Raw genomic sequence first — 20,884 nt, forward strand, 5'->3', positions numbered from 1 at the left:
AGAAGCCTGATTTACATTTTCCGCCTAGGATAATTAAGTCGGCGTTAATAGATTTTACAGTTTTCAGAATTAAATCAGGAGGATTGCTGTAATCGACATATAATTTTTTACGGATCTTTTTATATTAATAAGCTCGAGTTGCCATTATTACAAGCGTTGTATCGCTTCTTCCTGGTAGGTTCCAGAAGCAAACCAGTCCTTCCAAAAAAGAGGGAATCACATGGATTAAGGCAAGATCAATGGAGAACTTTTGGAAAAGATGCTTTAAAAGTTGCAGGGCTTTTCTAGAATTTGATGAAAAATCCATAGCTAATAAAACTTTAAAATGATTTTCCATAATTTATCCTTGTATGAACTGGTTTTACGCAATTGCAACGGCGGGCGAAAAAAAGACATTAAGCTGTCCTTATAGCTTGAAGTTGTTTAATATTAAAATAAGTTAGGCTGTGAAGTCTAATTTTCTTTAAAAAAAGAGCCTCTATTGCAGAACAGATTTTTTAAAAAATGGTAAGTGTTCTAGAAAGACCAGCTGGCTTAGCGTTTTATCCTAGAATTCTAGAATTAACGTATCTATTTTTTTGGAGCAAAACTATGAAAAAATGGCATTCTCTCTAATCGGAATGGGCTTAGGTTTGGTGGTAAGTACTCCTCTTTTAGCAAGTGATGCTTGCACAGATATTATCTTTCTCAGTAACGGATATGACCAAGGAGATCGATTGTCTTTTAAAATTGATTATAACAACGATGTGAAATCCTGTTGGCACGTACACCAATAATACCAACCGCGGAGAACAATTGCCTACCGAAGGAAGGCGTAACCTTTTCTAAAACATGGGTTAGTACGAATTGTTACGCGATATGTTGCGATAAAATTGAACTCCCCATTCATTTTTTTAGGGGCACATTGTTTGGTGAATATGGGTAAGCCGCAAAAGGAACTCTCAAGGTATGGCTTAATTCTAAAGACCCAAATTATCACTGCACTGAATGGTCTGGTAATTCGAGCTTACCTCATACAATTACAGTTCAAGGGTTAAGCTCATTTTTCCGGTTCTGGTGCAAGCTAGACGCACTATTTGAAAATGGCTATGGGTGGGCTCGAACCACCGACCCCAGCATTATGAATGCCGTGCTCTGACCAACTGAGCTACATAGCCATAGAGAATTTGCGATAAAAAAGTTGCATTCTGGCGATTTGTCTGAATGATGTCAAGCCACTAACTTCTTCCCCCTCCCTCCCGGAAGTATATTATATCACCATCCTGGATGATGTAATCCCTGCCTTCGAGACGCCATTTGCCTGCGTCTTTAGCTCCCTGCTCCCCTTTAAATTGAATGTAATCGTCATAGCCAATGACTTCGGCGCGGATAAAACGCTTCTCAAAATCAGTGTGTATTACACCAGCAGCTTGTGGTGCTTTGGCGCTATTTGGACAGGTCCATGCCTGGATTTCTTTAACGCCAGCGGTGAAGAAGGTAATTAAACCCAACAAGTCATAACCTGCTTGAATGAGGCGGTTTAATCCTGGTTCTTCGATATTAAGGCTTTGTAAAAATTCTATTTGTTCCGAAGGAGCAAGTTCTACGATTTCTGATTCAATAGCCGCGCAAACAGGAACTAATTTTGCATTTTCTTTTACAGCATATTTGAAGACTTGATCTAAAAAAGGATTATTAACGAAACCTTCTTCGCCCACATTCGCGACATACAGCACAGGCTTCGAAGTTAAAAGCTGATAAGGACGGAGTAGTGATTCTTCTTCTTCCGTTAAATTGAGACTTCGTAAAGGGTTCCCTTCGTTCAACCAATTTTTAAATTTTTCGAACAAAAATTGGGTATCGCGAGATTTTTTATCCCCACTTTTGGCTTCTTTGGACAACTTAATTAAAATTTTATCAACCGTTTCCATGTCGGCTAACGCTAATTCCGTATTTATCACCTCAATATCGGAAACGGGATTAATAGTTCCAGAAACATGTGTGACGTTTTCATCTTTAAAGCAGCGGACAACGTGAGCAATCGCTTGAGTTTCACGAATATTGGCCAGAAATTGATTGCCTAGCCCTTCACCTTTAGAAGCTCCAGCAACAAGACCAGCGATGTCGACAAAATTAACGGTAGTTGGAATTGTTTGTTTAGGGTTAACAACTTGAGCAATTTTTTCAAGACGCCTGTCAGGGACGGGGACGATTCCCACGTTAGGTTCAATAGTACAAAAAGGATAATTCGACGCTTCGATGCCTGCTTTGGTTAATGCGTTAAATAATGTTGATTTTCCGACGTTAGGTAAGCCAACAATGCCACATTTAAAGCCCATTTTTTCTTCTCTCACCCCATGGCTAAAAACAGAAGAAATTATATTAACTATATAAATCGCGTATTGCTTTTTGAAACTCGCCGATTACCAATTCCTCAACAATAGATAATCCTTTTTCAATCGCTGCAAGAATAGCGCTTCGATCATTTTTTGAAGGAGGAGTTAGTACATAAGGAATAACCCGATCTCTATGTCCTAGATGACCTATACCAATCCGCAAGCGATAAAAATTAGCGGTTCCTAAATGCTGAATGATATTTCGCAATCCATTGTGCCCTCCGTGCCCCCCGTTTTCTTTTAAGCGAATATCCCCCGCTGGAAAGTCCAATTCATCATGGGCCACTAAGATTTCTTGTGGGATCAATTTATAAAATTGAGTCACAGCAGCCAGCGCTAAACCACTTTCGTTCATATAAGTGGAAGGCTTAAATAACCAACAACGGTTCCATTTACCAATAAGTCCATGAAATTTATTTTCTTTACGTAAGGATTGCTGTTTTTGGTTTGCTAGGGCTTCAACGAACCAAGCTCCCGCATTATGTCGGGTCCCAGCATATTCGTCGCCCGGATTTCCGAGACCGACAATGAGTTTAATACCGTTTGCCAATGGCGATTATTCCTTTTCTTTAGCGCTCGCCTCTTCGGATTCACCGCCAGCAGTTATTTCTTCAGATCACGCCAATGGTGGTTCTTCCACAGCTTTCGCAGCAGCTAGACTAGCTTCAGCAGCTTCATCCTCAATATCTGCTTTGCTCACTCGTGGCAAATGAACACTCACAATAGGTAAATCATTTTCTTCCTCGATAGCAGTAGCCAATTCAACACCGGAAGGCAGCTTGAGATCGGACAAATGGAACGATTCATCCAAGCCCAGTTTAGAGATGTCCACTTCGATATATTCCGGTAAATCGGCAGGAAGGCATCGAATGTCCACATCAGTTTGGACATGGGAAATGATGCCGCCGGCTTCAACCCCAGGACATTCTTCCTCATGAATAAAATGTAAGGGAATGTGCATAGTTAGTTTTTTGGATGCTTTAATGCGTTGAAAATCAATATGAAGAATTTTTGGCTTAGTGTGGTGACGCTGCATATCTTTAAGGATTACTTTTTGTTTCTTATCACCAATTTTGAGTGTCAAAATCGAAGAAAAAGTGGCCTCATTCTCGAAGGCTTTCAGTACATCTTTTTGCGACAAAGCGATAGATTGAGGAGCCTTCCCTGCCCCGTACACAGTGCCTAGTACTTTGTCATCAAATCGGCGCATTCGCCGTGTCGCTTTTTTACCAGTGTCTTCACGTAATTCAGCTAAGAATTCAAAACTTTCAGTGGCCATATCTTGCCCTTCCATTTGCGAATGAGGTATTTTACTGAGGTTTAATCCAAAAAGAAACCCCGTAGACCAAAACTTCGGCGGTTTCCCAAAACTCCTTCGGTCATAGAGAGATTTTTTATATAGGATGTACTTTATTTGCAGTTGCTTCCGTTGTGGCTGGTTTTTCTTTATTACCCCAAATGGTTAATTGCTTCTCGCTTTTTTCAGGCCATAGGTGCAGCGATCATTTTTCCTTTGATGAGCAGCACTTTGTTAATTCATATTTTTTGAAAATGAAATCCCAAAAGCGTTAGCGCTCTCAGGAACTGTGTGGAGTATGAGGTTAGCGATTAGGCCCGTGTTGGGCGGAATCATAACTTCATTAATTAGTTGGCGAGCAATTTTTATTTTAAACATGCCTCTTTACCTCATTGGTTTATTTATTGTCCTCCTTTGTCTACCGCATACACCAACTGAAAAAGGTGTGAAAATTGACTGGATTGGGATTGGATCTTATTCGTAATGAGCGTGGGTACTATTGTTTTAGGAGTTCTCAGTGGAGCGGAGCAAAGCTGGACATCCAGTGAGACGTATGGCTATTTTAGTGTAGGTGGTGTAGGTTTATTGCTATTTATTGTTTGGGAAGTAAGGGCAAAACAGCTCTTACTTAATGTTCAGTTATTTGAAAAACCTTTATTTTTTCCAGCGACAATGACTTGTGCGGCTGGCGGAACATTAAGCGGGATTCCTTTATTTATTAATCCCCTGTATTTTTAAATATGGTACGCGATGTTTCCCACGCTCAATACTGGATGGTTAGTTTTTTTTAATAACACTAGCTTTTCTAATTTTTACCTTATTTCTGAACACAATAATTAAAACAATTGGTGCCTTTGGAAGTATTTTGCAGGATTTTTTTTGTGGAATAATTGGAGCTTTATTGTATTTAATTATGAATCTTTTGGTTTTGGTGATCTACATTATTTTACCTTGCATTTTTTTTGGAATTTCGTGGGCTATTTACAACACGGTGTCAGGAGTAGCCGCCAGCATGTCTGTATCTAAGAATAAAGTCAGTGTGGCTATTGGCAGTGTTTACACATTTTTTAATTTAGTGGGTTCAATATGTTTAGCTATTGCTGTTGTGATTTTTTGAAAAGTTGAATTAAGCCATTTAGCAAATTTCTTAACTCAAAAAAATTTTATTTTGACTACTTCCTAAATGGACCAAATGCGCATAGTTCTTTCTAATCCCAAAAAATCGAAAAGTATAATTTCTCATTTAGGAGAAATTGTGAATACGGCATTGGTTGGCTTTAGATATGTCTTTGTGCGAGGCTATCATGGGGTTATGTTATTTTTGGATTTTTTCTTAATAGCTTTATTATAGCTTTATTAATTATCACGAGTATCGCTTGGCTAAAATATTGGTGTTCTTTTAATCCAAAAACATCGAGCTAACGGACTCTTTTTGGTTAATACGTGAAATGGTTTCGGCAATAAGGGGACTCAACGAGATTTGTTTTATTTTGGTACAAGCTGCGGCTTCTTTTTGTAAAGGGATAGTATCGGTGACGATTAGTTCGTCAATTGTGGATTCTGTGATATTTTCAATGGAATTTCCTGACAAAACCGGATGGGTACAATAGGACGATACTGTTACGGCGCCCTTGTCTTTTAAGGCTTGAGTAGCATGGCATAGCGTGCCAGCTGTATCGACGATATCATCTACAATAACACAATGACGCCCCTCTACATTGCCAATGACATTCATGACTTCAGTTTGATTAGGTCCAGGACGACGTTTGTCGATAATAGCCAAATCTGAATCGTTTAGTCGTTTAGCAATAGCGCGAGCACGAACTACACCACCGACATCAGGAGAAACAATCATGGGATTTTCTAATTTTTCGAGTAAGCGATATTCTTCTAACGCAGTGATACTGGCATAAATATTATCCACTGGCATATAAAAGAAGCCTTGAATTTGATCTGCGTGAAGATCGACAGTGATCAATCGGGAAAATCCTACATTTTGCATCATATCAGCGATCACTTTCGTGCTAATAGGGACTCGTGAAGACCGCACCCGACGATCTTGGCGTGCGTAGCCGAAATAAGGCACAACGGCGGTAATGCTCGCAGCGGATGCTCGACGAAAAGCATCCCCCATCAAAATTAATTCCATTACATTTTCATTGACTGGATGGCCTGTTGAATGAATAAGATAGATATCTCGTCCCCGGACATTTTCTTGTATTTCAATACGAATCTCGCCATCAATAAAGCGGGTAACTAACGCGTTTCCAATAGTGGTATTCAGTTCTCTCGCTACGTTAACAGCAAGCGTGGGGTTAGCGCTACCGTGAAAAATGCGAATATCGCGAAGATTAGACACCCAATTTCCTTTATAAATAAAAAATCATAGCTGGGGTGCCAGGATTCGAACCTGGGAATGCTGGGATCAAAACCCAGTGCCTTACCGCTTGGCGACACCCCATTAATCAGATCAAAAACAGATAAATGAGCAGCCATATTAGCAGTTTTAGTAGCTCTGTCAAACTTGTATAGATTACGGACAAGCCTTTAACGTTGGTGATTTTTCTACTTCGTAAGCTCCTGATCACTCTCACTCTTCCTTGATGCTGGTTGTTCTTAAATCATCGCGGTCGGAGTCTATGTGGTTGAAAACTTAACCGACAAAATTATTATGTATAGTATATAAATTATGTATAGTATATAATAAGTGCTATTCTCTTCCACCTGTTCTTGCGTAAGATTCCTTTCGTTTAAAGGGAATAGCCCAAGTTATTTCGATAGCTTTCAAACCAAGGCGGAATAGTCCTCGTAGGGATAGAGCGCGGAGATTGTGGAAAGTCAAAGAAAGAAAGATAGAAGGGATTATCAAAATACCTAATATACAAGGGAAACTAAAAACCTAAAACTAAAAAAGATTTTTTAATGAGATTTTTATTATTTTTTATTATTGCTCCAAAATATCAGTTTTATATTTTTTATACAAGTTTTTTGAATTTTTCTTGTAAAAAAGAAACAGTAGCATCGTTCAGTTTAGAAAAAGATAAATTAATTGTTAGTCGTATTAGTCGATTTAATAATAACTCCAAATAATATTTTTAATAAATCGAGAGGGTTGGAAAACATGGATAAATCCAAGATTTCAGACGATCCTCGATCTTTGTGTGTTTTTAAGTTTAGTGCATTTTAACTCAATGACTTCCTCAGGGGTTCGGTGCTCGAGTAGAAATGCTACTGTAGTTGAAGTAATTTTTTCATTTTCATTTTCGAGTGGTTGATTTTCTTCTTTGATTTTATATCCCAAGCTTTTAGCCATATAAGTTGTGATGTAGAGATGTTGACAGCCGTCAATGAAAATATAATTTGCCAGGGCGGTCTTTTGTAAAATATTAAGTGCTTTAAAAAGCATTCTTTATGACATGTTCAGTCAAAGTTCCAGAAAAGACAACAATTTTGATGCTTTCACTTTCAGTTTTGTTTAAGAATGTGTTAATATCTTGCATATCTTCTTGAGAAAAAATACAAGCTTTTTGATAGTTGTCGAGGTAGGGTTTTATATTTTTCTCATTAAAGTCAATACCTATAAATTTAAATTTATCCGCATATGGAACATTTTTGACTTTACTTTCTAATAACTTAAGAAAATTCCCATTTCCACAGCCAGCATCTAATGATAAAGAAATTTTTATTAGTATCTAAACTTTTTTCTAATTCGCAGATTTTATCGGAAAGGAATAATTTTGGTATAAAATTTATAACCAATGACGGTTAAACATACTGCATACCGGTAAAGGTTCGCATCACCCGTTTCATTTTCATCAATTCTAAAATAAAATTTATCTTTCCTATTTCAAAGATCTAACTTTATAATAATAATAGAATTTTTTTCCATTGAAGAAAGTTTTTATTTTATCGGAAAAAGCAGTTTGTGTGAATGAAGATTGTTTATCACTAAGGTTTTTTGAGGGGGGGGGATCCGTATTTTATTTCCTAGATAGAGCCACTAAATAGGTAAATAAAAAAATTTTATTGATTCAGAAAAAGTATATTTTTTTAATTTTTATAATTGCCAAGATTTGATAATGATTTTGATAGTAAAAGGTCCTTTATTTAATATTAAAGTGTAGGGTACGATAGAATCAATTGTGGAATATCGAGAAAAACGAATGCTCCAACCCTTTTGTTGTAAGACGGTTAAATGGCCGTAGGAATCAAAGTTGCCATGATAGATGCCTGGTGCAGGGATGCCCCGGACCCAATAATAAAGATTTGAAACAGGAAGTTGCCAACCCAATTGTTGCTGCAATAATTGCTCGGGTGTGCAAGTGGTATAATGTTCTTGAGAAGAGCGCCATAACATTACCATTCCGGGTCGGCCAGATATTTCAACGCTATAAATTCCCAAGGTAGAATGGATACGAATATGATAATTAGTTCCTTTTTGTTGCCATTCATATTCGGCGATGATGGTTCTGCCAGGCTCTTTAATGCTGAATGCACCATCGATATTCCAAAGTGAAAACTGGCTTAAAGCATGATAGTGTTTTTGCCAGGATTGAGCTTGGTAGGTGACAGTAGGCTGAGTCGGCAAACGGAGGGTAGGAGTGCAGCCGGCAGTTGCTGCTAAAGTACTCAGGAGAATTAATCTTGAATAATTTTTCACGGAGAAGCTCCTTCTCTTTCTGATTTCTGATTAAAGTAGATAACCGCTTTTTTTAATAAATATATTTTTTATGAAAACCATGCAATTATTTTTCTGTGAGGATGCTTGTCCACCGTTCGCGTTAGTTGTTCCAAAATCGTTAAACCCAATAGGAGTCAAGACTTCTATAACGCTATAGGAAGGCTCTCCTTTAACATTTCAACGATTTGCTTTAAAGTAATAGCATGTTGGTCAAAAAGTTACCAAAACCAGACCCCGTTGCCCAGCTTCATAGCGATCGCTTGAAGTTAAAAATTTTAGAAGAGATTGATCGACAAGGGCCGCTCACCTTTGCGCGTTATATGAACTTAGCTCTTTATTCACTAGGTCTAGGCTATTATAGCGCTGGCGCGCATAAATTTGGAGCAGCGGGCGATTTCGTTACTGCACCTGAAATTTCTCCTATTTTTTCTCAATGTGTAGCACGTCAATGTTATCAAATATTACAAGACTTAAACGGCGGCGATATTCTCGAACTTGGTGCGGGAACTGGAATGATGGCAGTCGGTATATTAAAAGAACTTAAGCGTAATCGATGTTTACCTAATTGTTATTTCATTTTAGAAGTCAGTGCGGATCTACGAGACCGTCAAAAAACATTTCTTCGAAAAGAGCTTCCAGAATTAGTTGACAGTGTTAGGTGGCTAAATCAATTGCCCACAAATTTTGTGGGCATTATTGTCGGAAATGAAGTGATAGATGCCTTGCCAGCCCATAAATTTAAAATTGAAAATAATGCTATTAAAGAAATTTATGTAGATAGTGAAAGAGAAGAGTTTGTATGGAAAATGGCTGATCCTTCGTCGCTTGATTTAACTCAGCAAATTAAAAATTTAGGCATTGATTTTCCTACTGATTACGAATCAGAAATTAATTTATTATTGACGCCTTGGATTGCTTCGTTGGCTGATGTTCTAAAGAAAGGATTAATTTTGTTGATTGATTACGGATTCCCGCGACATGAATATTATCACCCAAATCGTAACCGAGGTACTATTGCTTCCCATTACCGACATTATAGTCATTTCGATCCACTTATTTTGCCCGGCATTCAAGATATTACCATTCATGTCGATTTTACGGCCGTTGCAGAAGCGGCTGCTCGCCATCGATTGAGTGTAGCGGGATTTATTCATCAAGCGGGTTTTTTGTTAAATTGTGGCCTCACTTCATTCACCACTTCCCCAAAAAATGTAGTAGAGCATTATCAAATTGCACAACAAATTAAGAAACTAACATTGCCTAGTGAAATGGGAGAATTATTTAAAGTAATTGCCTTAACTCGTAATTATAATTCTGCTTTACTTGGCTTTTCGAGCAGAAATCAAATAGGCCGTCTTTCCTTCTGATTATACGTTCTTCTCCCTTGGAGCGGATGAAATTAAGGGGCGAATGGCTTCCAGTCGTAGCGTTTCCAGCGCTTTTGCGAAAGCTTCTCCTTTTAATTGTCTTTCTTGTAAGCGCTTAATGTCGATTGACTTAATGGCTTTAATGGTTTTTCGGATTTTGTCATCATTTTTAGCTGAGTTAGGATAAAGCGAGCTACAAATAAAAAGAAATTGTTCAAAACGTTCGTTCCTGCGCAACGCATCAGTTTTAATGATAAAATTCAGAAACTCTTTTTCATTCATTTGGTCGATATCTTTATATAATTCTTTGAATCGTGAAACCATAGTCGCTAAATCGGAATATTCATTGGGAACTCGATATTGTAAAGTTAGTTGTTGTTGAATCGCTCCGAATGAAAGATTGCTGAATAGAGCAGTAAAGCGAAGAATAGGGGATAAAGTTTTACTTGCGATTTGAGATAAAGTGTTCATGCTTTTGTATTGATGATGGAGAGTGGGGAATAAAATAGCTAAAGCGCCACAATCGTCTAATACTGTGAAAAATCGAGTGGGTGTTTCGTTAGCGAGTGCACGTACTAGCTCTTGCCAAACACGTTCAGGTACTAATGAATTTACCTCTCCTGCACTCGTCATTTTTTTCATCAGGTCTAATGTCTCAGGATGAATAGAAAATTCAGGAAATTTGGTCGCCAAGCGAGCTAAGCGTAAAATCCGCACAGGATCTTCTTGGAAGGCGGGAGAAACATGACGTAAGACTTTATTTTTTAGATCTTGTTGACCGCCGTAAGGATCAACGAGCTTGCCCTCGGGTGATTTAGCTATAGCGTTGATGGTTAAATCGCGCCGCTTTAAATCCTCTTCGAGAGCTACATTGGGTTCCGCATAGAAGCTAAACCCTTTATATCCCTTGGCTATTTTTCGCTCTGTACGGGCGAGTGCGTATTCTTCATGAGTTTTAGGATCTAAAAACACGGGGAATTCTTTCCCAACAGGTTTAAAACCATGAGCGATCATTTCTTCGGGCGTAGCGCCTACCACGACCCAATCTTTTTCTTTTACTGGCAGCCCTAATAATTCATCCCGAACAGCTCCACCTACCAAGTAAATTTTCAATTGTGTTATCCTCTCTTCTTTATCTTCGATCCTACCACAAATGAAGATGTGCTCCCTGATAATATTTACTAGGATTCCTAAAATTTAAAATATCATTATCATGAGTAAATTACCCAAATATCTGCTCCAACACACTCTATCAAGAATAGTGGGTTGGCTCGCTGATCGACGATGGGGTTCAATTACCCGCGCGATAATCCGGCTATTTATCTGTTGCTATGGGGTTAACATGCAAGAAGCAAAAAATCCCGATATCCAATCGTACAGCTCTTTTAACGCCTTTTTTACTCGATATTTGAATCCTACATTACGACTAATAACGACTGATTCCAAAGCGGTCGCTTCTCCCGTAGATGGAATTATTAGCGAAATAGGACAATTAAAAGGTGAAACCATTCTCCAGGCGAAAAAACATAGTTATACAGTAACTGACTTATTGGGTGGCAGCACGGAACAAGCGAAACCCTTTCAGGGTGGGGCTTATTTTACGGCATATTTAGCTCCAAAAGATTATCATCGAATTCACATGCCCATCGATGGTCATTTGTTAGAGATGGTGCATATCCCTGGTCGCCTTTTTCCTGTTAATCCATTTTTGGTTCAAACCATTCCTAGGCTATTTGCTCGTAATGAGCGAGTAGTATGTTTATTCGAAACGCGAGTGGGACCTATGGCTGTAGTGATTGTAGGTGCTACCTTAGTAAGTAGTATAAATACCGTTTGGTATGGCACTGTAACCCCCCCTACCCAGCGCGCTATTTCGGTATGGGATTATCGAGAAAACAATATTAATCTAGCGCGAGGGGATGAATTAGGTCATTTTAAAATGGGTTCTACCGTGATTTTATTATTCCCTTTTCGGGGAGTGCAATGGGAGTCTCATTGGCAAACCAATAGTCGTATTTTTTTTGGTGAAAAAATTGGAACACTGCTTGCTTAGAGAATGCTTAGATAATTTATCTCAGTTTAGTCTCACTTCTATCCACTTCATAAAATTTCAGAAATTCTAATTTTGGTTTTTGCAGAGATACGTCATTCCCGCGAAAGTGGGAATCCTGAAGAGAGAATGGCTTATGCTAGGCTGGATTCCCGCTTCCGCGGAAATGACGAATTCAAAATTAGAACTGGTGACAGAGTTTAAATTTGTAGTGAAGGTTGTTATAATCCTTTGAAAAGATAAGGAATTACTATGTTATAAGGAATTGCTATGTGATTAAGTACTTCTCTCCTTGGGCTTGCTTTTTCTAGCTTTGTAGCAGTCACTTACGCGAAAACGGTGAGCGTAAATTTAAACTGGATTGCAGAAACGGATCAAGGGTCATCGATGATGGGCTCCGTTACTTTAACGGACACGAAATATGGAATGTTGATTAGCTCTAATTTGCATGGATTATCATCGGGCATTCATGGTTTTCATATTTACATGTATCCCAACTGCGGGATACGGTGGCGAAGCTCTAGGAGAACATCTTGATCCTGGAAAAACTGGACAGCATTTTGGGCCTTATAAATCAAATACCCATTTAGAAAATCTGTCGGCTTTAACTATTGAAAAAATGGTACGGCAAAATTGCCGATTTTGGCTCCGCGTTTGAAAGTTCAAGAAGTGATGGTCATTCTTTGATTATTTATGTGGGTGGTGATAATTATTCCGATCATTCTGAAAAATTAGGTGGCGGCGGTGCCCAAATTTCCTGCGCGGTAGGGGTAATCCGTTAAATAGTGTTGGAAAGATGTTGATTCGCACTATAGGGGCTAGCACTGCATTTTCTAAGCAATATCCGCTGGGAAGGTGATCACCTCCTTAATTTGTTGGGCTTTTGTTTTAACCATGAGTAATCGATCTAAGCCTAAAGCAACCCCCGCACAAGGAGGTAACCCAGTTTCTAGTGAGGCAAGAAAGCGATGATCGATCTCAATTTCGAAAAGCCCTTTCTTTTGGCGCTTTAAAATATCCTGTTCAAAGCGGTAACGTTGTTCTTGGGCATCGGTTAATTCTTCAAAGCCATTTGCGCATTCTACCCCCTCAATATACAATTCGAATCGTAAAGCGACATTTGAGTTTTCTGGGTGGATTTTAGCTAAGGTTGATTGGGAGGCCGGAAAATCATAAACAAATAAGGGTTGACCAAATCCAATTTTTGCTTCGAAAGCATGAGTGAACAGAAACTGCAATAAAATGTCCTGATCATTATAATCATTGACATTTTCGAGCGAAAATTGTCGAGCTAGAGACTGCAATTCCTTTAATGAAACTCGAAATGGGTTAATCGATAGATGTTCTGAAAATAATTCGGAATAAGTTTTTCGGACAGATTTTTTTGTGTGGAGCGTAAATTGCAATAATTCATCCATTTCGTTCATCAAATCGTGATGACTAAAACTGGGTCTATACCATTCCAATAAAGTAAACTCAGGATTATGTTGAGAGCCTGTCTCACCATTACGAAAAGCTTTACATATTTGATAAATCGCTCCACTCCCATTAGCGAGAAGCCGCTTCATGGCATATTCCGGAGAGGTTTGTAGATAATAATGGCGTTTTTCTTTATGGTTGTAATAAGCTGTTTGGAAGCTTTCAATATGAATATCAGTTACGGTGTGTTGGGATAAGAGTGGAGTTTCAACTTCTAGAACGTCTCGCTCGGCGAAAAACTGCCGAATATTGGAGTACAATTTTGCACGGAGTTGTTGATTTATAAGGGAAGCAGTTGGTCGCCAGTTTAAATCAAACATTAATTTTATTTGAATGAGCTGGAAAAGATTTATTTTTTTCCTTTTTCTTTGCTCGAATGATGCCGAAGGTTTGGATTATTTCGCCCGGGAAACGTATTCTCCACGACGGGTATCGATTTTAATTACTTCGCCTTCATTCAAAAACAATGGAACGCGTACCACAGCGCCACTTTCAAGTTTCGCACGTTTTGTACCACCAGTGGCTGTATCGCCACGAACTCCAGGTTCTGTTTCAATGATTTTTAATTCCACGAAATTGGGGGGATCAACCGATAAAGGGGAGCCGTTCCACATAGTTACGGTGCATAGCGCTTCTTCTTTGAGCCATTGTTTCGTATCCCCTACGATTTCAGACGAAGCAGCGTATTGTTCGTAAGTTTCCGACACCATGAAATGCCAAAACCCTCCATTGTTGTATAAATATTGCATTTCTACTTCGACCACGTTGGCAGCGGGCAGAGTTTCACCAGACTTAAAAGTGTGTTCCAATACCCGGCCAGTCTTCAAGTTACGGAATTTAACACGATTAAAAGCCTGACCTTTGCCGGGTTTAACGAATTCATTCTCAATGATGCTGCAAGGATCTCCATCGACCATGACTTTTAATCCACCACGGAACTCGTTTGTACTATAGGTTGCCATAAGGGTCTCTTGTGGTTAGCATCGCAAGCGTTATCATATGTTCATGTCAATGATCTTGCAAGTTGCTGTACCAACGCCGTTATATCAGTGTTTTGATTATTTAGCACCTACCTCGTTTAAGAGTGCAAAATTACAGCCTGGCATTCGTTTAAAAATTCCTTTTGGTCGGCAAGACTGCGTAGGGGTGTTAATGGGAGTAAAACCTTATTCTTCTTTTCCCTCTGCGCGTCTTAAGCTTATCCAGGCAATCCTCGACGATGAACCGCTTATTCCACCGCCTTTACTTAAATTATTTCAATGGGCGAGTGAATATTATTATTATCCGATTGGTGAAGTTATCCTAGGTGCCCTACCGCGGATTTTTCGCCAAGGGAAACGGGTTACTGAAATTAGCGAGGACGGAGGTTCGTATATTCCGCATTCTCCGTTAGATTTAAATCCCTATCAGAAAAATGCGGTTACAGAAATTGTTAGTAATCAAAATTTTCAGACCTTTTTGCTTTCAGGAATTACTGGAAGCGGCAAAACTGAAGTTTATTTGCATTCCATTGAATCGTTAATTAAGCAGCGAAAACAAGCACTGGTACTGGTTCCAGAAATTGGATTAACGCCCCAAACTGTAAAGCGATTTCGTGAACGATTTAATGTGCCCATCGCTGTTTTGCATTCTAACTTAGCGGATAAAAAACGTGCGCAAGCGTGGCTTATGGCTAAGAAAGGTGTAGCTAAAATTATTATTGGTACTCGCTCAGCTATTTTTACTCCCCTTCTTAACCTTGGCATTATTATTTTAGACGAAGAGCACGACACTTCTTTTAAACAACAATCCGCTTTTCGTTATTCTGCACGTGATTTGGCCGTAATACGTGGCCAGTTTGAAAATATTCCCGTTGTGCTTGGTTCTGCAACTCCTTCGTTAGAAAGTTTTTATAACGTTAAACGCGAACGTTATAAATTATTGCGGTTACCCTACCGGGCGGGGAAGGCTTCTTTGCCTCGTGTGACAATAACCGATTTACGTCAAAAGCAATTAATAGCTGGAATGAGCGATGAATTATTAATTACCATCGAAAACCATATTAAAAGTAACGGCCAAGTTTTATTATTTTTAAATCGCCGTGGTTACGCGCCTACTTTGATGTGTCATGGTTGCGGCTGGATAATGCATTGTAATCGTTGTGATGCGCGATTAACTTTTCACTATCAACCTCCGCGACTTTACTGTCACCACTGTGGTTCTAATAAAAAAATCCCCCCCGTTTGTCCTCAATGTAAGCATCAAGAATTAATCGATTTTGGTTTAGGTACAGAACAATTAGAAGCGGTTTTACAAAAACGGTTTCCCAATTATGACATCGTGCGTATGGATCGCGATAGTACGCGCACTAAAAATAGCATGGAAGAAAAATTGAATTTAATTCACAACCGAAAAGCACCAATTTTAATTGGCACAAAAATGATCGCTAAAGGTCATCATTTTCCTCATTTAACTTTGGTAGCAATTGTGGATGCCGACAGTGGTTTGTACAGTGCTGATTTTCGTGCCGCGGAACGGATGGGACAGTTGTTAATTCAAGTAGCTGGCCGTGCAGGTCGTGCAGAACAACAGGGGGAGGTATTTATTCAAACTCATCATCCTACAAATCCTCTGTTTACTCTTTTATTAAAAGAAGGGTACGCTATGTTTGCAGAAGTCTTATTAAAAGAACGCGAAGCTGCTCAACTGCCTCCTTTTTCTTATTTAAGTATATTACGTGCTGAATCCCAAAAACCTGGGCCTCCTTCCGAATTTTTATCAGAAATAAAACAAAAAATTCTGGTTAACAGCGGCGTGGATATTTTAGGGCCCGTTCCTGCCAGTATGGAGCGTAAAGCAGGACGTTACCGCTATCAATTACTTTTTCAATCCAAACATCGCATTGGCTTGCGTAAGGTGTTAAATCAATTGATCGCTTTGCTTTCCAGTCAGCGTGCAAAAGTCCGGTGGTCTTTGGATGTGGATCCACAAGAGACAATCTAAGAGGGCATTCTAAAAATGTTACTACCCCCTAAACTCTTTAATGAGTCAGCTTGTAGCCTATTCCTAATCGTAAATAAGTCTGAATGCGGCAAAGGTAAGTTATGGAAAAAGCTATTTAAGAGGGTCTGCGACCATAGCCGTTAAAGTGAAGATATTGAAGATTCACGGACCAATACCAATTCCAATTGAAATAATATTTCAATCCGACGGGGGAAATAAAGGCGTCCAAAAATCACCGCTGAGAGGTAATTGGCTAGCGGGAGTGAAATTAAATTTGGTTCAAATATCAATTCCTGTCGCGCCGAATTTTCTAGAGCGATAAAAATTATGGTAAATAGGAATTATAGACTTGAGGGCAATATAAACATTATAAACATTCCATGAAATTTCTTTAATAATTCCTCCAGTGGGACTGAAATTCCTCCGGTGGGACTGACGATCCAAGGGTGGGGAACGAAATAACGCATTTTGGGTAAATGATTCCAACCAATTTCAGCGGCAATAAAGCGGTTCCATTTATATCCAAGAGTAAATCCTGCCGTAAATCCATCTTTGCCATTTTTAAAATCGCCGAAGGGCGGAGCGCCTCCTTGAATAATTCCTACAAAAACTTGGTAAGGTAAATTTTCTTTCCAGTCCGGGAGTGTATATCCAGATTGCCCTTCAAAATAAAAAACGGAATAAACAGGAGGTATCGGAAAATATTCTACTTCTTCATAGCCTCCTCCTCCTCAGACCGTGATTTTATTAAAAATTACCAAATAAAAGAGAATAGAAGACAGAAACAGAAAATAAAGCGGATCATAAGAAAATCCTTTTACGCTCGAGTAAGGTCCTAAAAAGGAAACATTTTATCAGTACTTTTTGGTATTGCCTAGGCTAAAAATGTTATTCCTACTCCAAAGAATTATTATAAATAAAATAACCATCTTTTCTTTCCTCCTCCTGCGGGTTAACTGTTTGCTCAATAAGTGGAGCAAAAAAAATTCAATGAATCAAAAAATTGTTGTTTAGTCTGAGAAGTTTTTATAGAATCGAATGGTTATTAACTTTGTAGGAAAAGGATAGGCTGATGGATTTGAGCTATTTTTTTAAAGGAGAATTTCTTTCCTTGCTGTAGTGGCATTAACGACCCTACTCCCTTTGTCCACTAACGTATGCGGGTGGTGGATCCGATGTCGTGGTTTACAATCCTTGGATGGTAACTAGAGTCTGGGTTATACGGTATATCAGGATATGTTTCGTAGTGACGGACAAACACCTGTCTATCACTTTGTGATTGGTCCAGATTTTCTAACGGGAGATCAGTTCAATTTTAGATGGGAAGTGGGCGTTCAAAATGGAAATACTATGCGCCTAGTGGCACCGGAAATTGCTCCAGATAAATGGGGGTTGCCTATTAACTCCATCGTAAAACCAATGTTGGATTTCTTGCTCACATTAAGATCGGGGCGTTTTGGTAGCTCTTGCCTGTTTGTGAAATTAAAAAAAAAGGGGGGTTGCTTACGGATGTTGGGATTTTGTGGATCGTGATAGCATCCCAAGCGAGTTAGAATTAGCAGGAGAAGTTTCATGGTAGGTTTTGGTTTTTGGCTCAATGAGCCGGCGAATTTAAATTTGATGTATCAAGCGATTTTTGGGGGTAATCAGAATTTCTGGATTAATGCCGATGGCGCGACAACAGGTCATGTTGATCACATTCCAGTGCGGCACGGGGTGTTTGTTCGGATTGACGATGATGGTGTAACACCTGATTGAAAATAAGGACAGCATTATAAAAAAACTTTATTATAAAAAAATTTCTTGGCTTTTGATTACCTTACCGCTCCCTTACCGCTCCTAACTCGAATAGGAATTAGTTATGCAGTGAATCCGGCTTCAACTCAATATTTAGAGAACCGGATTCAACAATTGTAGTCTCTGGATCCTAGTAGCTCCTCGAGGCCCCCACCCAAGGATTACAAAGACCTCAGGGAGAAACTGGGGCTACAGGCCCTGGGTGTGGCGCCAGGCGGAACGTCTGGCCAAATATTGGTAAAAACTAGTAATAGTAATTTTGATATGCAATGGGTGGATCCTCCCACCCACTTATACAGTGGGACAGCAGTCTTTGGGTGGTATAGTTTTTTTGGTGGATTTTCTTCCGGACAGCATGGACTTGTTGCTAAGTGCGCTGATAGACCTTGAGAGGATATTAGATGGGGGAACTCTATTAACTCTGGCTAATGGGAATGGGGCAGGCAAGGGCTGGTGAGATGAATACCTCCTTAGCAGTTGGCCTGCCAAGCTGCTGTGAATGATTCGGCTGATTCAGCTGTCCTTTTTCTTTTGCTCCAGCTTTGCGGTATAGGGGGGGGGAATGGTACCACTCCTTGTACTCCCGAGGGAAGTCATCCTGATACGGGGGAGATTTGCTATGGGGACTGGTATTTACCTTCGATATGAGAGCTTTCACAATTGTATCAACAAAGAGATGTGGCTGCAGGGTTCAATACTAGTACTGGAATATTGGAGTTCCACCGAAACTTCAGCGACGACCGTTTACGATATCTTTTTCTTTGATGGGAGCATAAGTTGCCACGACAGGAAAAGGCGAAACTGATGCCGTCCGCTGCATCCGCGCTTTCTAAGCATTGAGTTTGGCATTTTCGAAGAGGCCGCTTGGTTTGCGGTCTCTTCTTTTTAATCAAAAGAAAATCCCCATTGTTGAAGAATTTTTTTTAGTTTTGGATCCGGTGAGGGAGTTAATTGGATAGCAGAAAATTCCGGACGCAACAGATAACGACGGCGTAAGTTTTCAAACTGATCTTGATTATTTATCAATAACTCGCGCATAGTTTGAGTTTCTCTACTGGGATCGTAGATTTTTAACAGAACATCTTCGACGGTACGACATTCCCGAATATTAACCATCGTTTTTTCTGGTAATTGTTGCAGCTCTTTAAAGCGATGGATATCTATTAGCTGAAAATGTTGTAGAAAGGCTTCATAAATCATCAGCGATGCATGCAATTTTGCTTCTTTACTGTAACCCGCAATATGCGGCGTAGCGATAGTCACTTTTTCCAATAAAGCTAAATTAACATCAGGTTCGTTTTCCCATACATCCAAACAGGCTACGATATGCTTCTGTTTTAATAAAGCTTGATTGTCTACCACTGCGCCGCGTCCTGCATTTAATAAAACGCAGCCGGGTTTTAATCTTTTTAACAAGGCATCATGGATTAAATGATAGGTAGGAAACTCGCCAGCGTTGGTTAGAGGTGTATGTAAACAAATAAGGTCCATTTCCGTAAGTGATTCTAATGGGATAGAGATGAATTCTTTTTCAGAAATGGCCCGGGGTGGATCATTATGGAAAACAGAAAAGCCTATTTTTTTCAAACGATTGGAAACGATTTTACCCAGATGGCCGACTCCAACGACAGCGGCGTTTATCGACCCTTGAGGCAATAAACCTTTTTTCCGCAAAAAAGCGATGCAGTGGAGTACGTATTCTGCGACCGACACTGCATTAGCTCCAGGAGCATAAGACCATGAGATAAGTTGTTTTGCTAACCATTCATGATCAATATGATCAAATCCTGCGGTTGTGCTGCCTACAAACTCAATGGGGGTTCCTTTTAATAAAGTAGCATTGACCTGAGTTATCGACCGCGTCAATAAAACGTTGACTCTGCTTAAATCACTTTTTTTGATATTACTGCCCGGCCTTAAAAGCAATTTGCCATAGCCTCCAAATAATTCGGTAACAAAGGGAATACGGTCGTCAGCGAGAATGGTGATCATCTTTGAAGACTATCAAGGAAGACTCCTTGAATTCAACCATAAAATCATATACGGGTTAGCTATCTTTCTCTTCAATGAGTTAGAATGTATAGCTGTTGCAACCAGGCATAGCTAGATGTTCTGATGAAAAAAGCTTTTTCTATAGGACTTTTTATAATGCTCCTAGTAATAGGAATTAGCAGCTATGTCCAACTTTCCTTTACGTTCCCCTGAAGTCAATATGATAGAAGGAAATGGAGAAGTCCTTCCTAATGCAGCGTGAGAGCCACTGCCTTTTCCTTGAGTGTTACCGCGCTGACTCAAGCATTTAAGCTTAAAAGAAGCGATTTTACTTGCTCTTCGAAACAATGCCGATCTCATTAGTAGCGAAACAGCGGGTAGTAGATAAATTTGCTCTTGAAGTTGCACGAAATGAATTTTAACCTTATATATAAATATAAATTAGGTGGGACCGCAAATTATAGCAAAGGTATTAAACCCAGTTATACCATTTTGGCCCTACGTTAACAGTAAAAACTCCCATAGGCACGCAATTAGAAGCCACTTATGGAAATGCATTTCGCGGTGGTGTCGGCGCGATGTCACGTTAACTTATGATCAGCCCTTAAAAGGGGTGGGTTGGGCGTATAACACGATTAATTTAGCCAATACCGTCAACGATGAGAAAATAGCGAAATTAACTTTTAAAAATAGTGTGATTACCGTAGTGGTCGCCGTGATCAATAGTTATCGTGCTTTGGTCGAGGATATAATAATTTGGCCATCCAAAAGCGAATAGTATTGCGTGCCTAAGAAACTGTAAGGCAAACTCGCTTACAAGTGCGAGCAGGAAAAGTAGCTCCTAGTGATTTGTTGCAACAAGAG

General features: G+C 39.4%; 23 protein-coding genes and 2 tRNA genes. 11 read left to right on the top strand and 14 right to left on the bottom strand.

Going from position 1 to position 20,884, the window contains the following annotated elements; genetic code table 11:
- Positions 1 to 124: 124 nt before the first annotated feature.
- Positions 125 to 337: a putative universal stress family protein gene (locus CleRt_RS00525; protein WP_048874793.1), complete on the bottom strand. Its 213-nt coding sequence runs from the start codon at positions 335 to 337 to the stop codon at positions 125 to 127.
- Between the two features lie 262 nt (positions 338 to 599).
- On the opposite strand from CleRt_RS00525, the gene CleRt_RS09630 reads away from it, so the two are divergent.
- Positions 600 to 776 carry a hypothetical protein gene (locus CleRt_RS09630; RefSeq protein WP_157870750.1) on the top strand — a complete coding sequence of 59 codons (177 nt, stop codon included), beginning with the start codon at positions 600 to 602 and terminating at the stop codon, positions 774 to 776.
- A gap of 307 nt (positions 777 to 1,083) precedes the next feature.
- Here the strand turns inward: CleRt_RS09630 and CleRt_RS00530 are convergent.
- From CleRt_RS00530 to CleRt_RS00545, 4 genes are all read right to left on the bottom strand, one after another.
- Positions 1,084 to 1,157, bottom strand: a tRNA-Met gene (locus CleRt_RS00530).
- Between the two features lie 60 nt (positions 1,158 to 1,217).
- Positions 1,218 to 2,318: a redox-regulated ATPase YchF gene (ychF, locus tag CleRt_RS00535; protein WP_048874794.1), complete on the bottom strand. Its 1,101-nt coding sequence runs from the start codon at positions 2,316 to 2,318 to the stop codon at positions 1,218 to 1,220.
- A 43-nt stretch (positions 2,319 to 2,361) separates the two neighbouring features.
- Positions 2,362 to 2,925: an aminoacyl-tRNA hydrolase gene (pth, locus tag CleRt_RS00540; RefSeq protein WP_048874795.1), complete on the bottom strand. Its 564-nt coding sequence runs from the start codon at positions 2,923 to 2,925 to the stop codon at positions 2,362 to 2,364.
- Between the two features lie 66 nt (positions 2,926 to 2,991).
- Positions 2,992 to 3,654, bottom strand: coding sequence for a 50S ribosomal protein L25/general stress protein Ctc (locus tag CleRt_RS00545; RefSeq protein WP_048875744.1), 663 nt, complete (start codon positions 3,652 to 3,654; stop codon positions 2,992 to 2,994).
- Positions 3,655 to 3,931: 277 nt separating this feature from the next.
- Between CleRt_RS00545 and CleRt_RS13805 the strand changes: the two genes are divergently transcribed.
- From CleRt_RS13805 to CleRt_RS00560, 3 genes are all read left to right on the top strand, one after another.
- Positions 3,932 to 4,156 carry an MFS transporter gene (locus tag CleRt_RS13805; RefSeq protein WP_371440281.1) on the top strand — a complete coding sequence of 75 codons (225 nt, stop codon included), beginning with the start codon at positions 3,932 to 3,934 and terminating at the stop codon, positions 4,154 to 4,156.
- On the top strand, positions 4,156 to 4,410 hold the full coding sequence (locus tag CleRt_RS00555; protein WP_048874797.1) for a hypothetical protein: 255 nt from the start codon (positions 4,156 to 4,158) through the stop codon (positions 4,408 to 4,410). Before CleRt_RS13805 ends, CleRt_RS00555 begins: the two co-directional genes overlap by 1 nt.
- A 175-nt stretch (positions 4,411 to 4,585) precedes the next feature.
- Entirely contained in the window at positions 4,586 to 4,789 is a 204-nt protein-coding gene (locus CleRt_RS00560; protein WP_157870752.1) for a hypothetical protein, read from the top strand.
- Between the two features lie 282 nt (positions 4,790 to 5,071).
- On the opposite strand, the gene CleRt_RS00565 is transcribed toward CleRt_RS00560, so the two are convergent.
- The 5 genes from CleRt_RS00565 to lolB form a co-directional block, all read right to left on the bottom strand.
- Positions 5,072 to 6,031: a ribose-phosphate pyrophosphokinase gene (locus CleRt_RS00565; protein WP_082160382.1), complete on the bottom strand. Its 960-nt coding sequence runs from the start codon at positions 6,029 to 6,031 to the stop codon at positions 5,072 to 5,074.
- A 30-nt stretch (positions 6,032 to 6,061) separates the two neighbouring features.
- Positions 6,062 to 6,133, bottom strand: a tRNA-Gln gene (locus CleRt_RS00570).
- Between the two features lie 678 nt (positions 6,134 to 6,811).
- Complete coding sequence (locus tag CleRt_RS00575) at positions 6,812 to 7,078, bottom strand: hypothetical protein (RefSeq protein ID WP_048874799.1); 267 nt, start codon at positions 7,076 to 7,078, stop codon at positions 6,812 to 6,814.
- Complete coding sequence (locus tag CleRt_RS13810) at positions 7,068 to 7,364, bottom strand: methyltransferase domain-containing protein (protein WP_082160383.1); 297 nt, start codon at positions 7,362 to 7,364, stop codon at positions 7,068 to 7,070. Before CleRt_RS13810 ends, CleRt_RS00575 begins: the two co-directional genes overlap by 11 nt.
- A gap of 365 nt (positions 7,365 to 7,729) precedes the next feature.
- Entirely contained in the window at positions 7,730 to 8,356 is a 627-nt protein-coding gene (gene lolB, locus CleRt_RS00580) for a lipoprotein insertase outer membrane protein LolB (RefSeq protein ID WP_048874800.1), read from the bottom strand.
- A gap of 200 nt (positions 8,357 to 8,556) precedes the next feature.
- Between lolB and CleRt_RS00585 the strand changes: the two genes are divergently transcribed.
- Positions 8,557 to 9,720: a class I SAM-dependent methyltransferase gene (locus CleRt_RS00585; RefSeq protein ID WP_048874801.1), complete on the top strand. Its 1,164-nt coding sequence runs from the start codon at positions 8,557 to 8,559 to the stop codon at positions 9,718 to 9,720.
- On the opposite strand, the gene CleRt_RS00590 is transcribed toward CleRt_RS00585, so the two are convergent.
- Positions 9,721 to 10,842 carry a tRNA nucleotidyltransferase/poly(A) polymerase-related protein gene (locus CleRt_RS00590; protein WP_306686885.1) on the bottom strand — a complete coding sequence of 374 codons (1,122 nt, stop codon included), beginning with the start codon at positions 10,840 to 10,842 and terminating at the stop codon, positions 9,721 to 9,723.
- Positions 10,843 to 10,933: 91 nt separating this feature from the next.
- Here CleRt_RS00590 and asd point away from each other — a divergent pair, with 91 nt between their 5' ends.
- The gene (gene asd / locus CleRt_RS00595) at positions 10,934 to 11,773 is read left to right on the top strand and encodes an archaetidylserine decarboxylase (RefSeq protein WP_048874803.1); all 840 of its coding nucleotides are present in this window, start codon (positions 10,934 to 10,936) and stop codon (positions 11,771 to 11,773) included.
- A 608-nt stretch (positions 11,774 to 12,381) separates the two neighbouring features.
- Positions 12,382 to 12,552, top strand: coding sequence for a hypothetical protein (locus CleRt_RS11085; RefSeq protein ID WP_235379101.1), 171 nt, complete (start codon positions 12,382 to 12,384; stop codon positions 12,550 to 12,552).
- A gap of 51 nt (positions 12,553 to 12,603) precedes the next feature.
- Here CleRt_RS11085 and epmA read toward each other — a convergent pair whose 3' ends face one another.
- Both epmA and efp read right to left on the bottom strand, forming a co-directional pair.
- Positions 12,604 to 13,569 carry an elongation factor P--(R)-beta-lysine ligase gene (epmA, locus tag CleRt_RS00605; protein WP_048874804.1) on the bottom strand — a complete coding sequence of 322 codons (966 nt, stop codon included), beginning with the start codon at positions 13,567 to 13,569 and terminating at the stop codon, positions 12,604 to 12,606.
- A gap of 75 nt (positions 13,570 to 13,644) precedes the next feature.
- Entirely contained in the window at positions 13,645 to 14,211 is a 567-nt protein-coding gene (efp, locus tag CleRt_RS00610; protein WP_048874805.1) for an elongation factor P, read from the bottom strand.
- A gap of 37 nt (positions 14,212 to 14,248) precedes the next feature.
- On the opposite strand from efp, the gene CleRt_RS00615 reads away from it, so the two are divergent.
- The 4 genes from CleRt_RS00615 (at position 14,249) to CleRt_RS09635 (ending at position 18,418) form a co-directional block, all read left to right on the top strand.
- Positions 14,249 to 16,231, top strand: coding sequence for a primosomal protein N' (locus CleRt_RS00615; RefSeq protein WP_235379102.1), 1,983 nt, complete (start codon positions 14,249 to 14,251; stop codon positions 16,229 to 16,231).
- Between the two features lie 1,236 nt (positions 16,232 to 17,467).
- Positions 17,468 to 17,764 carry a hypothetical protein gene (locus tag CleRt_RS00625; RefSeq protein ID WP_048874808.1) on the top strand — a complete coding sequence of 99 codons (297 nt, stop codon included), beginning with the start codon at positions 17,468 to 17,470 and terminating at the stop codon, positions 17,762 to 17,764.
- A gap of 39 nt (positions 17,765 to 17,803) precedes the next feature.
- Positions 17,804 to 17,989, top strand: coding sequence for a hypothetical protein (locus CleRt_RS00630; RefSeq protein WP_048874809.1), 186 nt, complete (start codon positions 17,804 to 17,806; stop codon positions 17,987 to 17,989).
- A gap of 273 nt (positions 17,990 to 18,262) precedes the next feature.
- Positions 18,263 to 18,418, top strand: coding sequence for a hypothetical protein (locus CleRt_RS09635; RefSeq protein WP_157870753.1), 156 nt, complete (start codon positions 18,263 to 18,265; stop codon positions 18,416 to 18,418).
- Positions 18,419 to 18,913: 495 nt separating this feature from the next.
- Here CleRt_RS09635 and CleRt_RS00635 read toward each other — a convergent pair whose 3' ends face one another.
- Positions 18,914 to 20,020, bottom strand: a complete 1,107-nt coding sequence (locus CleRt_RS00635; protein WP_048874810.1) for a 4-phosphoerythronate dehydrogenase — start codon at positions 20,018 to 20,020, stop codon at positions 18,914 to 18,916.
- Between the last annotated feature and the right edge of the window lie 864 nt (positions 20,021 to 20,884).

The organism is Candidatus Coxiella mudrowiae (assembly GCA_001077715.1).
In the GTDB taxonomy this organism is placed as follows: domain Bacteria; phylum Pseudomonadota; class Gammaproteobacteria; order Coxiellales; family Coxiellaceae; genus Coxiella; species Coxiella mudrowiae.